Source organism: Kiloniellales bacterium (assembly GCA_030066685.1).
Classification (GTDB): Bacteria; Pseudomonadota; Alphaproteobacteria; order Kiloniellales; family JAKSBE01; genus JAKSBE01.
The window spans coordinates 98,114-111,560 of sequence record JASJBF010000019.1 but is presented as its reverse complement, the minus strand read 5'-3'; the positions used below and the strand labels follow the sequence as shown (position 1 = coordinate 111,560).

Genomic DNA, 13,447 nt, shown 5'->3' with positions numbered 1-13,447 from the left:
GATCGAGGCCCCGAATCCCCTTTGGCTCGAATTCTAGCACCCCGGCCGAATAGCGAATGCCCAATTGGAAGTAGACCTTTCGGCGCCGAATGGGACTCTGGGATCCGGCAAGGCGTGCCGCCGGGCCGGGCGGCGACCCTCGGCCTCTCCGCTGGCTTGGCCGGCCCCCGCGTGCTATCCCGTTGCACCGCAACAATGAGAACATGCCTCGGGGCGCGGACCTGAGAGGCGAGGGGAACAGGCATGCAGGAGATCATCCGCAAGCTCGACGAGAAGCGGGCCGGGGCCCGGCTGGGCGGCGGCGAGCGGCGCATCGCGGCGCAGCACAAGAAGGGCAAGCTCTCGGCGCGCGAGCGCATCGAGGTTCTGCTCGACGAGGGCTCCTTCGAAGAGTGGGACATGTTCGTCGAGCACCGCTGTAGCGACTTCGGCATGGCCGAGAACCGTATCCCGGGCGACGGCGTGGTCACCGGCTACGGCACGATCAACGGCCGCCTGGTCTTCGTCTTCAGCCAGGACTTCACGGTCTTCGGCGGCTCGCTGTCCGAGGCCCACGCCGAGAAGATCTGCAAGATCATGGACAAGGCCCTGCAGGTCGGGGCGCCGGTCATCGGGATCAACGATTCCGGCGGCGCGCGGATCCAGGAGGGCGTCGCCTCCCTGGCCGGCTACGCCGAGGTCTTCCAGCGCAACGTCCTGGCCTCGGGCGTGGTGCCGCAGATCTCGATGATCATGGGCCCCTGCGCCGGCGGTGCGGTCTATTCCCCGGCCATGACCGACTTCATCTTCATGGTCAAGGACAGCGCCTACATGTTCGTCACCGGTCCCGACGTGGTGAAGACGGTGACCCACGAGGAGGTCACCCACGAAGAGCTGGGCGGCGCGGTCACCCACACGACCAAGTCGGGGGTCGCGGACCTCGCCTTCGAGAACGACATCGAGGCCCTGCTGGAGCTGCGCCGCTTCGTCGATTTCCTGCCGGCCTCCAACCGGGAGCCGACGCCCTTCCGCCCGACCGAGGACCCCGCCGACCGCCAAGAATTCTCCCTCGACACCCTGGTCCCGCCCGACGCCCAGAAGCCCTACGACATGAAGGAGCTGATCACCAAGGTGCTGGACGAGGGCGAGTTCTTCGAGCTGCAGCCAGGCCACGCCGGCAACATCATCATCGGCCTGGGGCGCATGGAGGGGCATACGGTGGGCATCGTCGCCAACCAGCCCATGGTCCTGGCCGGCTGCCTGGACATCGCCTCCTCGATCAAGGCGGCCCGCTTCGTGCGCTTCTGCGACTGCTTCAACATCCCGATCGTGACCTTCGTCGACGTGCCCGGCTTCCTGCCCGGCACGGCCCAGGAGTACGGCGGCATCATCAAGCACGGCGCCAAGCTGCTCTTCGCCTTTGCCGAGGCCACGGTGCCCAAGGTCACGGTCATCACCCGCAAGGCCTATGGCGGCGCTTACGACGTCATGAGCTCCAAGCACATCCGCGGCGACGTCAACTACGCCTGGCCGACTGCCGAGATCGCGGTCATGGGCCCCAAAGGCGCGGTCGAGATCATCTTCCGGGCCGACGCCGGCGACGAGGCCAAGATCGAGGCCCGCACCGAGGAGTACCGCCAGAAGTTCGCCAACCCCTTCGTCGCCGCCAGCCGCGGCTTCATCGACGACGTCATCATGCCGCACAACAGCCGCCTGCGGATCTGCCGGGCGCTGGCCATGCTGCGCGACAAGGAGCTGGAGAACCCCTGGAAGAAGCACGACAACTTGCCGCTATAGGGGAGGGCGGGCGCGTTGTTCAACAAGATCCTGATCGCCAATCGGGGCGAGATCGCCTGCCGGGTGATGCGGAGTTGCCGTCGCCTGGGCATCCCGACCGTGGCCGTCTACTCCGAGGCCGACGCCGGGGCGCCGCACGTCGAGATGGCGGATGAGGCGGTGCTGCTGGGCCCGGCCGCGGCGGCCGAGAGCTACCTGGTCATTCACCGGATCCTGGAGGCCTGCGCGGACACCGGGGCCGAGGCGGTGCATCCGGGCTATGGCTTCCTGTCGGAGAACACCGCCTTCGCCGAGGCCTTGGACGAGGCCGGGGTCACCTTCATCGGGCCGCCGCCCAAGGCCATCGCCGCCATGGGCGACAAGATCGAGTCCAAGAAGATCGCGGCCGAGTCCGGGGTCTCGACGGTGCCCGGCCACATGGGCCTGATCGAGGACGAGGCCGAGGCCGCGGCCATCGCCGCCGAGATCGGCTATCCGGTCATGATCAAGGCCTCGGCCGGCGGCGGCGGCAAGGGCATGCGCATCGCCCGCGACGACCAGGAGGCGCGCGAGGGCTTCCGCTCGGCGCGCAGCGAGGCCAAGTCGAGCTTCGCCGACGACCGGGTCTTCGTCGAGAAGTTCGTCGAGGAGCCGCGCCACATCGAGATCCAGGTCCTGGCCGACGGCCAGGGCAACTGCGTCTACCTGGGCGAGCGCGAATGCTCGATCCAGCGCCGGCACCAGAAGGTCCTGGAGGAGGCGCCGTCGCCCTTCCTCGACGCCGCGACCCGCAAGGCCATGGGCGAGCAGGCGGTGGCCCTGGCGAGGGCGGTCGGCTATCGCTCGGCCGGCACGGTCGAGTTCATCGTCGACAAGGACCGCAACTTCTACTTCCTGGAGATGAACACCCGCCTTCAGGTCGAGCACCCGGTCACCGAACAGGTGACCGGCCTCGACCTGGTCGAGCTGATGATCCGGGTCGCCGCCGGCGAGGCGCTGCCCTTCGACCAGGACGAAGTCGTGCTCGAGGGCTGGTCGCTGGAGGCGCGGGTCTACGCAGAGGACCCGGCGCGCAACTTCCTGCCTTCGATCGGCCGCCTGGTGCGCTACCGCGAGCCGGCGGCCAGCGAGACCGTGCGCATCGACACCGGCGTGGTCGAGGGCGCCGAGATCTCGATGTTCTACGACCCGATGATCGCCAAGCTGGTGACCACCGGGCCGACCCGCGACGCGGCGATCGCGGAGATGCGCCGGGCGCTGGACGCCTACTACGTCCGCGGGATCGGCCACAACATGGCCTTCCTTTCGGCCCTGCTGGCGCACCCGCGCTTCCGGGCCGGCGACATGACCACCAACTTCATCGCCGAGGAGTTCCCGGAGGGCTACCTTGGCAGCGAGGTCGCCGAGGACCTGCTGCATCGCTTGCTCGCCGTGGCCGCCCTGGTGCGCCGCACCCTGGCGCTGCGCGATGCCGGCGGGCGCGGCGGGCTGGAGCACTACGGCGAGTGGATCGTCGTGGTCAACGACGAGCATCACCCGGTCACCATCGAGGAACGGGAGGGCCATCACCTGGTCACCGCCGACGGCGAGGAGATCGACATCGAAGGCGACTGGCACCCCGGCGCGCCGCTCTTCCAGGGTCGGATCGCCGGCGAGGCGGTGACGGTCCAGGTCGACCGCAAGGGCCCGCGCCTGCACTTGACCCACGGCGGCTTCGCCGTCGAGGCCCTGGTCCTGCGGCCGCACACGGCGGAGCTGGCACGGCGCATGCCGAAGAAGCAACCGCCCGACCTCTCCAAGTACCTGCTGTCGCCCATGCCGGGGCTGCTGGTCTCCCTGGCGGTGGCCGAGGGCCAGGAGGTCAAGGCCGGCCAGGAGCTGGCCGTGGTCGAGGCCATGAAGATGGAGAACCTGCTGCGCGCCGAGCAGGACGGCACCGTCGCCAAGCTCCACGCCGCGCCGGGCGACAGCCTGGCGGTTGACCAGAAGATCGTCGAGTTCCGCTAGGCTGCTTGGTTTATACTCGGGGCATGACCTCCCCAGATGCAGAGCAGAGAGCGGTCCACGTGACCGTCACCGGCCGGGTCCAGGGCGTCGGCTTTCGCGCCTGGGTCGTCTGGGAGGCGCAGGAGCGCGGCCTGCAGGGCTGGGTCCGCAACCGCCGCGATGGCACTGTCGAGGCGGTCTTCGCCGGTCCCGCAGAGCAGGTCGAGGCCATGCTTGCCGCCTGCCGGCAGGGGCCAAGCCTGGCGCGGGTCGCGAACCTGGAGCTGGATGCCTGGGGCGGGCCGATCGATCCCGGCTTCGAGGTGCGCTACGACCGCTGAGCGGCCTCTCCCGAAGGTCATGCAGGCGCAGCCGCGCGACGGGAACCAATCGGGTTTTTCGATCGCGGCCGCGATTCCTTGAGCCGAATGTGACAGTTGTCACTTTAGGAACGGCCGAGAGCGTCCACCTTCGCAGAAGATGTCCAGTTCGAACGGGTCGAGGCAGAGGAAACCGCCTGCGGCGTCCCGCTCGGTCCCGCGAAGGAGCCCAAGAGATGTTCCATCTGAACCAGAGCGTCACCTGGCACGGCTACCCGGCGACGATCATCGGCAAGACCTACGGCGACGCGCGCCTCTACGCGATCAGGCTCGACGACGGCAGCCGCTACGCGGACATTCCGGAGCGCCAGATCGAGGCGCTCGACAACGTCGTGGCGCTGGACGGGCTGCGCGGCCATTCGAGGCGCGAGCAACCACGCAAGGCCGGCTGACTGCGCGCCGGGTCGGGAGTCTAGCGTCGCGCCGTGGGCGCCACGCGGTAGGCGCAGCGGCGGGCGCCGGCCAGGATGTGGTCGCCGCGGCTGACCTCGACCTCCAGGCCCAGCACCGCCTGGAAGACGCTCAACTCGGCGGCGCAGAGACCGGTGCAGGCGGCCGCCGCGTGGCAGACCGGGCAGTGGTTCTCGATCAGCAGGAAGGTCCCGTCCTCGGCCTTGCGGACCTCGGCCATGTAGCCTTCCTCGCTGCGAATCTCGGCCAGGGCCTCGAGCCGCTTGGCCAGGGAGCGCTGCCCCCCGATCCGGCGTCGATAGGCGACGATCTGGTCCCGGGTCCGGATCGCCAGCAGCCGGTCCATCCCTTCGGCGCCGAAGGCTTCCCTGATCCCCTTGATCAAGTCGACGGTCAGTTCGGCGTGGGCGTCCGGGAAGAAGCGGTCGCTCGCCTCGGTCAGGCGCCACAGCTTGGCCGGCCGTCCGATCGGCCGCGGCTGCTCGCTGTAGGCGACCAGGGCCTCATCCTGCAGCGCGTAAAGGTGCTGGCGTACCGCCATCGCGGTCACGGCCAGGGTTTCGGCAATCTCGGTCGCGGTCAGCGGACCCCGGCGCTTCAACATATCCAGGATGGCTTCGCGGGACCGGGTCTCGGCGGCACGTCGGGGCTTGGGGGCGGCTGGCATCGACTTTCTAAAGAATTCTCTTGATTAAATCGGCGGCCGGATACTAGAGTGTGAATTTATAAGGAGATATCTTTAGAAACTCGTCACGACAAGGGGAAAGTCATGCCCGACCAGGGTGAGGCGCAGCTGGTTCACGTCGGATCGCTGGAGGCTCTGAAGGCGCGGGGTCGCCGCCTGATCAAGGTCGGGCGCAAGCAGATCGCCCTGTTCCACGGCGACAAGGGCGTTTTCGCCTGCAACAACCGCTGCCCCCACGAAGGCTATCCCCTGATGGAGGGCAGCCTGGCCGCGGGCTGTGTCCTGACTTGCAACTGGCACAACTGGAAGTTCGACCTGGAGAGCGGCGAGACCCTGGTCGGCGGCGACAGCCTGCGGCGTTATCCCGTCGTGCTCCGCGGCGACGAGATCTGGCTCGACGTCGCCGACCCGCCGCCCGCGGCGCGCGCCGCCAAAGCGCTGGCGGGTCTGCGCGGCGCCTTCCGCCGCCACGAATACGACCAGATGGCGCGCGAGCTCTCCCGCCTGCAGCGCAGCGGGGCCGATCCCCTCGACGCCCTGCGCGGCGCCATCGACTGGACCCATGACCGCCTCGAGTTCGGCACCACCCACGCCCACGCCGCCGCGCCCGACTGGCTGGCCCTGCGCGACGGCCTCGAGCCGGAGGATCCCGCGGCCCTGGTGCCCCTGGTCGAGGTGGTCGGCAACCTAGCCTGGGATACCTTGCGCGAGCCCGCCTATCCCTATGCCGAGGGGCGGCAGGCCTACAGCCCGGAGGCGCTGGTCGAGGCGGTCGAGCGCGAGGACGAGGCGGCGGCGGTCGCTCAGCTACGTGGCGCCCTGGCCGAGGGCCTGGCCTTCCGCGACCTCGAGCGGCCGCTGGCCACCGCCGCGCTGGCCCACTACCAGGACTTCGGCCACGCCCTGATCTATGTCTATAAGACCGGTCAATTGATAGAGCGCCTGGGACCGTCCGTGGCCGAGCCCTTGCTGCTGGCGCTCCTTCGCTCTCTGGTCTATGCGCAGCGCGAGGACCTGATCCCGGAGTTTCGGGCCTACGGCAGGGCGCTGGCGGACTGGGACGGCCAAGGCGACCGCCCGATCGAGGCGCGCGAGCTAACCGGCCTCGGGGTGCCGCAGGCGCTGGCCCGGACCTCGGAGGCCTCGGCCGACCCGCACGCGCTCTTCGATGCGCTGCTGGGCGCGGCCGCCTGGCAACAGCTGCATTTCGACCTGGCGCGCCAGGACCGCTGCCAGCAGCCGATCTCGCAGAACGTCGGCTGGCTCGACTTCACCCACGCCATCACCTTCGGCAACGCCGTGCGCGTCCTCTGCAGCCGCTATCCGGAGCTCTGGCCGCAAGGGCTCCTGCAGATGGCCTGCTTCCTGGGCCGCAACACCGGCTTCGTCGATCCCGAGCTGGAGGTCGAGGCCTGGGCGGTGTCCGATCGCACGGCCTTCTTCGATGCCGCCTTCGCGCGGCTGCTCGACCACGGCGCGCCGGAGTACATCGTGTCCTGCCACCTGGTGAAGCTGCTGACCGCCGTCCGCGAGGAGGTCGCCGCGGCCCCGGACGCCGCCTGGGCGCCGACCCTGCTGGCGGCCACGCGGCGTTTTCTGGACTCGCCGCTTAAGCGCAAACACAGCCTCAGGACCGCTTACCAGGCCGCAGCCTTCACCGCCATCGAGGACTGAGGCCGGCCACGGGACATTCGCAGTCATGGCAGGACCTGTAATTTCGATATTTCTGGAAATATCGTTGACTTCGGTCCGGTCGTGGCCTATCTTTCGGGGATGGAACTGACACAGGCCGCACGCTGTTTGGACAAGCTGGGCAACCCGGTTCGCCTGGAGGTCTTCCAACTCCTCGTCAGGGCAGGGCGGGACGGCTTGGCGGTCGGGGAGATCCAGGAGCACCTGGAGATCCCGGCCTCGACCCTGTCGCACCACCTCTCGCACCTGGTCAACGCCGGCTTGATCCGGCAGGAGCGGGAGAGCCGGGTCCTGCGCTGCACCCCGAACTTCGCCCTGATGGAAGAGCTCGTCGGCTTCCTGACCGAGCAGTGCTGCGCGGGGGTCGGCGTGCCGACGGCGCGCAAGAAGGCCGGCTAGGGGATCCGTGATGACGCCGCCACAGCCATGCGCAATCATTTCGATGATCCCGGAACTATCGATTTAAAGCACAGGAGCAACGTCATGAAGCGCTTGCACATCTCCCTGGGGGTCGAGGATCTGGAAACCTCGATCCGCTTCTACGCCACGCTCTTCGGCGCCGAGCCGAGCCTCCGCCGCGAGGGCTACGCGAAGTGGATGCTGGAGGACCCGCGGGTCAACTTCGTGCTGGATCAGAAAGGGGCCGATCGCGGGGTTGATCATCTGGGCATCCAGGTCGAGGACGAGGCGGAACTCGCCGAGGTCTCGGATCGCCTGAAGAACGCCGGGCAGAGCGTCGACCTCCTCGAGAACAACCAGTGTTGCTATGCCCGCCAGGACAAGTTCTGGATCAGCGATCCCCAGGGCGTTCCCTGGGAGACCTTCAAGACCCACGAGATCATCGAGGACTACGGCAGCGATACCCGGACCCGGGACCTGCTGAAGTCCGCGAAGACTGAAGAGACGAAAGGCTGCTGCGGCTAAGGTCCGGCAGCGCTATGTGAAGGACGGGCGCGCTTGTGACCGACCTCTCGATCTCTCTGGACTCCCTGGCCGGCCGCTGGCAGCGCTTGGACCAGGTCTGGCTGGCGTTGGGCCTGCTGTTCCTGGCGCTCCTGGCCCTGGTGCCGGGGCAGGCCTGGGAGAGCCTGGCCTTCACCGCCGAGGCCTTTACCTGGATCGCGCCCTTCCTGCTGCTCTCGGTGGTCCTGGCCGCCTGGCTCAAGGCTGCCGGTGCTGATCGGCTGATCGGCCGCTCGGTGGCGCGGACACCGGTCCAGGCGGTCGTCATCGCGGCGGTCTTCGGCGCGCTCTCGCCCTTCTGCTCCTGTGGGGTGGTGCCGCTGATCGCGGCGCTGCTGGCGGCCGGCATGCCCTTGCCGGCGGTCATGGCCTTCTGGGTCGCCTCGCCGTTGATGGATCCCGAGACCTTCGTGCTCATGGCGGCGACGGTCGGCCTGGGCCTGACCCTGGCCAAGACCCTGGCGGCGGTCTCGATCGGCCTGCTGGCCGGCTTCGCGACCCTGGGCCTGCAGCGCCTCGCGCTTCTCGAGGACCCGTTGCGGCCGCGGTCCGGCTGCAGCGGCTGCGCGCCCGAGCTGAGCGGCGAAGAGCTGCGCTGGGCCTTCTGGCGGGAGGCGCCGCGGCGCCGGGCCTTCAGGGCGGAGGCCTGGTCGGTCGGGATCTTCCTCAGCAAGTGGCTGCTGCTGGCCTTCACGATCGAGAGCCTGATGGTCGCCTGGCTGCCGGCCGAGGTCATCGCCCGCAACCTTGGCGGCGAGGGCTGGACGGCGATCCCGCTGGCGGTGGTCGTCGGCGTGCCCGCCTACTTGAACGGCTTCGCCGCCATCCCCCTGGTCGGCGAGCTGATCGCCATGGGCATGGCCCCGGGCGCCGCCCTGGCCTTCCTGGTGGCCGGCGGCGTGACCAGCCTTCCGGCGGCCATGGCGGTCTTCGCCCTGGTCCGGCGGCCCGTCTTCCTCTGGTACCTGGCCGTCGCCCTGATCGGCTCGCTGCTCGTCGGCTTCGCCTACCAGGCGGTCGCGATGATCTAGACCGGTCGTTCAGGGATCATTCCCTTTCGTCGGGAGCGGTGTTACCGGGCGCCCTTTTCGGTACCAGAAGAAGCAGAAGACCGCGGCCGCGAGCGTGACCAGATGCGGCAGGAAGACGTGCGGAAACCACAACACCGAAAGATGCAGCCCGAGAAAGCTGAACGGGAGGTTCTCCTCGCGCCTCTGAGACATTGGGCCTTCGATCTCCGACTGGCGTCCCTCCAGCAACTCTTCGGCCTGCGCCCAGGCCCAGTCCACGCCCGGTGCCGCCTTCCCATCTTCGTTGCACAGAACCTCGATCTGACGCATTCGCGGGTAGTATCCGAGTTGATGGGCCTTCATCGAGGCTTCCAAGACCCAGAAGCTCAAAGCGCTCAACGCGGCGACAAAGAGAAGGCCGTTCGATCTCTTTTGAAATGCCAGTGCGAGCGTGGCGAGGCTGAAGGTGACCGACCATCCTTTGACGATCAGGAAGCGATCGTCGAAGTTGCCGACGATCGCCAGCAACTCCAGGTACTCCTCTTGGATGAATCCTTGGCAGGCCTGCTTGACTGGTACTGGAATCACGCGCGAAGGTCCTCTACGTCACGCCCCTGTCCTTAGTCCGACGCCGGGTCCTTCTGGGCTGCCAGCAACGCATCGTCGATTTCCTCCGTGCGTCGGGCAGCCGGCCGGCTGCTGATCCGCTCCCAGTAGGCCTCGAAGGCCGGGCGCGGCTCGAGGGTGCCGAACTTCATGCCCCAGCCGATGTGGGAGCCGAAGTAGACGTCGGCGGCGGTGAAGCGCTCACCCACGACGTAGTCCCGACCCGAGACGGCGGACTCCAGCGCCGTCATCACGTCGGCGAGGGAGCCGTAACCGACCTGTCCCCGGCGGTCCTCGGGCACTTCGACACCGAGCGATTTGTTGGTTGTCGCCGCCTCGAGCGGGCCGGCGGCGAAGAACATCCAGCGATAGTAGGGACCGCGCAGGCGGTCGCCGGGCGGCGGCGCGAGGCCGGCCTCGGGGAAGGCGTCGGCCAGGTAGGCGCAGATCGCGCCGCATTCGGTCACCACCGTCTCGCCGTGACGGATCGCCGGGACCTTGCCCATGGGGTTGATCGCCAGGTAAGCCGGCGACTTCATGCTGGTGCCATAGCCGAGGACCTCGGTCCGGTAGGGCTGTCCAATCTCCTCCAGCAGCCAGCGCACGATCCGGCCGCGGGACATGGGATGGGTGTAGAAGACCAGCTCGTCCGGCATTGCAGCTTTTCCTTACGCTTTTTCAGGTTCGTCGGAGGGCTGGCCGCCGATGGCGGTCTCCAGGCCGAAGATCTCTTCGAAGGCGGCCCGCAGCGCCACGTCGACGTCGGCCAGGGTGACCGGCAGGCCAAGGTCGACCAGGGAGGTGACGCCGTGCTCCCGAACCCCGCAGGGCACGATGCCCGCGAAGTGGCTCAGGTCCGGCTCGACGTTGAGGGCGACGCCGTGATAGGTGACCCAGCGACGGACCCGCACGCCGACGGCGGCGATCTTGTCCTCGCGCCCTGACTCTCGATCGATCCAAATGCCGACCCGGCCCGCCCGGCGCTCGCCCTTGACGTTGAAGCGGCCCAGGGCGCGGATCAGCCAGTCCTCGAGGTCGCAGACGTAGCGGCGCAGGTCGCCGCCGCGGCGCTGCAGGTCGAGCATCACGTAGGCCACCCGCTGCCCCGGACCGTGGTAGGTGTACTGGCCGCCCCGGCCCGTGCGATAGACCGGGAAGCGGCCCGGATCGATCAGGTCGGCGTCGTCGGCGCTGGTGCCCGCCGTGTAGAGTGGCGGATGCTCGAGCAGCCAGACCAGCTCGGGCGCCCGCCCGGCGCGGATCTCGGCGACCCGCGCCTCCATGGCGGCGACCGCCTCCGGATAGGCCTGCGGCCGCTCCGAGATACGCCATTCGACCGTGCAAATCCCTGTTTCCGGCATGGTTGATCGCTTGCGCGCAACCCCTTGATTTGCTATCTCCCCCCGTCACATAGGCGAGTTCGACGCCAGTGCCAAGTCTTTGCGGTCGTGGCGGAATTGGTAGACGCGCAGCGTTGAGGGCGCTGTGGGGGTGACCCCGTGGAAGTTCGAGTCTTCTCGACCGCACCAAGGCACCTAAGCCCGCGGAAAAATCCGGCGGGCTTTCGCTTTTTCGGGCGTTTTTTGGCGGCAAAGCCCCGCTGATCTTCTAGGGTAGCGCCAGCCGGGGATTCGCAGGGCGAGAAGGGGGACGGCGCCATGGCCGAGGATCTGAAGACCGCAGCGCTGACCTATCACCGCCTGCCCAGACCCGGAAAGCTCGAGATCACCGCGACCAAACCGCTGTCCAACCAGCGCGACCTGGCCCTGGCCTATTCGCCGGGCGTCGCGGCCGCCTGCGAGGCCATCGCCGCCGAGCCGGCCGAGGCGGCGGCCTTCACCGGCCGCGGCAACCTAGTGGCGGTGGTGACCAACGGCACCGCCGTCCTAGGCCTGGGCGCGATCGGCCCCCTGGCGGCCAAGCCGGTGATGGAGGGCAAGGCGGTCCTCTTCAAGAAGTTCGCCGGCATCGACGTCTTCGACATCGAGGTCGCCGAGCTGGATCCCGACAAGCTGGTCGAGGTGGTCGCCGCCCTGGAGCCGACCTTCGGCGGGATCAACCTCGAGGACATCAAGGCGCCGGAATGCTTCGAGGTCGAGGACAAGCTCAAGGCGCGGATGAAGATCCCGGTGCTGCACGACGACCAGCACGGCACGGCGATCATCGTCGGCGCGGCGATCTACAACGGCCTGCGGCTGGTCGGCAAGGAGATCGACAAGGTCAAGCTGGTGACCTCGGGGGCGGGGGCGGCGGCCCTGGCCTGCCTCAACCTGCTGCTGTCGATGGGCATGAAGCGGGAGAACATCTGGGTCACCGACATCGAGGGCGTGGTCTACGAGGGGCGCAGCGCGCTGATGGACCGCTGGAAGGCGCCCTTCGCCCAGAGGACCGAGGCCCGGCGCCTCGACGAGGTGATCGAGGGCGCCGACGTCTTCCTTGGCCTCTCGGCGCCGGGGGTCCTCAAGCCCGAGATGGTCGAGCGCATGGCCGAGGAGCCGATCATCATGGCGCTGGCCAACCCGGTGCCGGAGATCATGCCCGACGAGGCCAAGGCAGCGCGGCCGGACGCGATCATCGCCACCGGCCGCAGCGACTATCCGAACCAGGTCAACAACGTGCTCTGCTTTCCCTTCATCTTCCGGGGCGCGCTGGACGTCGGCGCGACCGAGATCAACGAGGAGATGAAGCTGGCCTGCGTGCGGGCCCTGGCCGACCTGGCCATGGCCGAGACCTCGGAGGTGGTGGCCAAGGCCTACGGGGACAGCCAGACGGGCTTCGGCCGGGACTACCTGATCCCACGGCCCTTCGATCCGCGGCTGATTCTCGAGCTGGCCCCGGCCGTGGCCAGGGCAGCCATGGACAGCGGCGTGGCGACCCGGCCGATCGAGGACTTCGGCGCCTACCGGCAGAGGCTCGTGCAGTTCGCCTTCCGCTCGGGCCTGGTGATGAAGCCGGTCTTCACCCAGGCCAAGGAGGCGCCGAAGCGCATCGCCTATGCCGAGGGCGAAGACGAGCGGGTGCTGCGCGCCCTGCAGGTGGTGGTGGACGAAGGCCTGGCCGCGCCGATCGTCGTCGGCCGGCCCAAGGTCGTGAAGGACCGGATCGAGCGGCTCGGCCTGCGCCTGGTCGAGGGCCGCGATTTCGAGCTGATCAATCCGGAGAGCGATCCGCGCTTCCGGGAGTTCTGGTCCGCTTACCACGACCTGATGGGCCGCAAGGGCGTGTCGCCGGCCTATGCCCAGACCGTGGTGCGGACCCGGGGCACGGTGATCGCCGCCCTGGCGGTCAAGCTCGGCTACGCCGATGCCATGATCTGCGGCGTGCAGGGCCGCTACGTCCGCCACCTCGACTACATCCTGAGCGTTCTCGGCAAGGCCGAGGGGGTGAGGGACGTCTCCGCCCTCACCCTGATGATCCTGCCGAGCGGCACCTTCTTCCTGGCCGATACCCACGTGAGCCACGACCCGACCGCCGAGGAGATCGCCGAGATGGCCCTGATGGCGGCGGCCAAGGTCGGGACCTTCGGCTTCGAGCCCAAGGTGGCGCTGCTGTCCCACTCCAACTTCGGGACCCGCAACACCCCCTCGGCCAAGAAGATGCGTGCGGCCTTGCGGTTGATTCACGAGAAGGCGCCGGCGCTTCAGATCGAAGGCGAAATGCATGCCGACATCGCGCTCGATCCCGAGGCGCGGGCCCATATCTTCCCGAACTCCCGGCTGGAGGGCGCGGCCAACCTCTTCATCCTGCCCAACCTGGATGCCGCCAACATCGCCTACAACCTCATGAAGTCCCTGGGCGAGGGCCTGCCGGTCGGGCCGATGCTGATCGGCACCGCGCAGCCGGCGCACATCCTGACCACCTCGGTGACGGCGCGCGGGGTCGTCAATATGACTGCGGTCGCCACCGTTGACGCCCAGGACTTCGCCGCCCGAACCTCGGCCGCCGAGACGGGCGCCTGA

The 13,447-nt window shown here is 68.4% G+C and carries 13 protein-coding genes and 1 tRNA gene; 10 read left to right on the top strand and 4 right to left on the bottom strand.

From position 1 onward, the window contains the following. Positions 1 to 243: 243 nt before the first annotated feature. The 4 genes from QNJ30_12725 to QNJ30_12710 all read left to right on the top strand — a co-directional run bounded on the left by QNJ30_12725 (position 244) and on the right by QNJ30_12710 (position 4,513). A complete protein-coding gene (locus tag QNJ30_12725) occupies positions 244 to 1,776 on the top strand; it encodes an acyl-CoA carboxylase subunit beta (protein MDJ0944328.1) in 1,533 nt (510 codons plus the stop codon). 15 nt (positions 1,777 to 1,791) lie between these two features. Further along, a complete protein-coding gene (locus tag QNJ30_12720; GenBank protein ID MDJ0944327.1) occupies positions 1,792 to 3,762 on the top strand; it encodes an acetyl/propionyl/methylcrotonyl-CoA carboxylase subunit alpha in 1,971 nt (656 codons plus the stop codon). A 23-nt stretch (positions 3,763 to 3,785) separates the two neighbouring features. Next, positions 3,786 to 4,082: an acylphosphatase gene (locus tag QNJ30_12715; protein ID MDJ0944326.1), complete on the top strand. Its 297-nt coding sequence runs from the start codon at positions 3,786 to 3,788 to the stop codon at positions 4,080 to 4,082. A 215-nt stretch (positions 4,083 to 4,297) separates the two neighbouring features. Next, positions 4,298 to 4,513, top strand: coding sequence for a hypothetical protein (locus tag QNJ30_12710; protein MDJ0944325.1), 216 nt, complete (start codon positions 4,298 to 4,300; stop codon positions 4,511 to 4,513). Positions 4,514 to 4,533: 20 nt separating this feature from the next. Here QNJ30_12710 and QNJ30_12705 read toward each other — a convergent pair whose 3' ends face one another. Beyond that, the gene (locus QNJ30_12705) at positions 4,534 to 5,199 is read right to left on the bottom strand and encodes a transcriptional regulator (protein MDJ0944324.1); all 666 of its coding nucleotides are present in this window, start codon (positions 5,197 to 5,199) and stop codon (positions 4,534 to 4,536) included. Positions 5,200 to 5,301: 102 nt separating this feature from the next. Here QNJ30_12705 and QNJ30_12700 point away from each other — a divergent pair, with 102 nt between their 5' ends. From QNJ30_12700 to QNJ30_12685, 4 genes are all read left to right on the top strand, one after another. Further along, positions 5,302 to 6,891: a Rieske 2Fe-2S domain-containing protein gene (locus QNJ30_12700; protein ID MDJ0944323.1), complete on the top strand. Its 1,590-nt coding sequence runs from the start codon at positions 5,302 to 5,304 to the stop codon at positions 6,889 to 6,891. Between the two features lie 99 nt (positions 6,892 to 6,990). Then, positions 6,991 to 7,308 (top strand): metalloregulator ArsR/SmtB family transcription factor, encoded by a 318-nt coding sequence (locus QNJ30_12695; GenBank protein MDJ0944322.1) that lies wholly within the window; start codon positions 6,991 to 6,993, stop codon positions 7,306 to 7,308. Between the two features lie 84 nt (positions 7,309 to 7,392). Then, on the top strand, positions 7,393 to 7,833 hold the full coding sequence (locus QNJ30_12690) for an ArsI/CadI family heavy metal resistance metalloenzyme (protein MDJ0944321.1): 441 nt from the start codon (positions 7,393 to 7,395) through the stop codon (positions 7,831 to 7,833). A gap of 35 nt (positions 7,834 to 7,868) precedes the next feature. Further along, positions 7,869 to 8,903 carry a permease gene (locus QNJ30_12685; protein MDJ0944320.1) on the top strand — a complete coding sequence of 345 codons (1,035 nt, stop codon included), beginning with the start codon at positions 7,869 to 7,871 and terminating at the stop codon, positions 8,901 to 8,903. A 9-nt stretch (positions 8,904 to 8,912) separates the two neighbouring features. On the opposite strand, the gene QNJ30_12680 is transcribed toward QNJ30_12685, so the two are convergent. The 3 genes from QNJ30_12680 to lipB form a co-directional block, all read right to left on the bottom strand. Further along, complete coding sequence (locus QNJ30_12680) at positions 8,913 to 9,410, bottom strand: hypothetical protein (GenBank protein MDJ0944319.1); 498 nt, start codon at positions 9,408 to 9,410, stop codon at positions 8,913 to 8,915. A gap of 92 nt (positions 9,411 to 9,502) precedes the next feature. After that, positions 9,503 to 10,144: a glutathione S-transferase family protein gene (locus QNJ30_12675; GenBank protein MDJ0944318.1), complete on the bottom strand. Its 642-nt coding sequence runs from the start codon at positions 10,142 to 10,144 to the stop codon at positions 9,503 to 9,505. Positions 10,145 to 10,156: 12 nt separating this feature from the next. Then, positions 10,157 to 10,849 (bottom strand): lipoyl(octanoyl) transferase LipB, encoded by a 693-nt coding sequence (lipB, locus tag QNJ30_12670; protein MDJ0944317.1) that lies wholly within the window; start codon positions 10,847 to 10,849, stop codon positions 10,157 to 10,159. Positions 10,850 to 10,930: 81 nt separating this feature from the next. Between lipB and QNJ30_12665 the strand changes: the two genes are divergently transcribed. Together QNJ30_12665 and QNJ30_12660 are read left to right on the top strand one after the other, a co-directional pair. Further along, positions 10,931 to 11,017: transfer RNA gene (locus QNJ30_12665), tRNA-Leu, on the top strand. A 129-nt stretch (positions 11,018 to 11,146) separates the two neighbouring features. After that, entirely contained in the window at positions 11,147 to 13,447 is a 2,301-nt protein-coding gene (locus QNJ30_12660; GenBank protein MDJ0944316.1) for an NADP-dependent malic enzyme, read from the top strand.

What these genes read in the sequence shown, in the direction of transcription:
- QNJ30_12710 (MDJ0944325.1), top strand. Translation starts at nt 4,298, where the DNA reads ATGTTCCATCTGAACCAGAGCGTCACCTGGCACGGCTACCCGGCGACG.
- QNJ30_12725 (MDJ0944328.1), top strand. Translation starts at nt 244, where the DNA reads ATGCAGGAGATCATCCGCAAGCTCGACGAGAAGCGGGCCGGGGCCCGG.
- QNJ30_12700 (MDJ0944323.1), top strand. Translation starts at nt 5,302, where the DNA reads ATGCCCGACCAGGGTGAGGCGCAGCTGGTTCACGTCGGATCGCTGGAG.
- lipB (MDJ0944317.1), bottom strand. Translation starts at nt 10,849, where the DNA reads ATGCCGGAAACAGGGATTTGCACGGTCGAATGGCGTATCTCGGAGCGG.
- QNJ30_12690 (MDJ0944321.1), top strand. Translation starts at nt 7,393, where the DNA reads ATGAAGCGCTTGCACATCTCCCTGGGGGTCGAGGATCTGGAAACCTCG.
- QNJ30_12705 (MDJ0944324.1), bottom strand. Translation starts at nt 5,199, where the DNA reads ATGCCAGCCGCCCCCAAGCCCCGACGTGCCGCCGAGACCCGGTCCCGC.
- QNJ30_12660 (MDJ0944316.1), top strand. Translation starts at nt 11,147, where the DNA reads ATGGCCGAGGATCTGAAGACCGCAGCGCTGACCTATCACCGCCTGCCC.
- QNJ30_12675 (MDJ0944318.1), bottom strand. Translation starts at nt 10,144, where the DNA reads ATGCCGGACGAGCTGGTCTTCTACACCCATCCCATGTCCCGCGGCCGG.
- QNJ30_12695 (MDJ0944322.1), top strand. Translation starts at nt 6,991, where the DNA reads ATGGAACTGACACAGGCCGCACGCTGTTTGGACAAGCTGGGCAACCCG.
- QNJ30_12715 (MDJ0944326.1), top strand. Translation starts at nt 3,786, where the DNA reads ATGACCTCCCCAGATGCAGAGCAGAGAGCGGTCCACGTGACCGTCACC.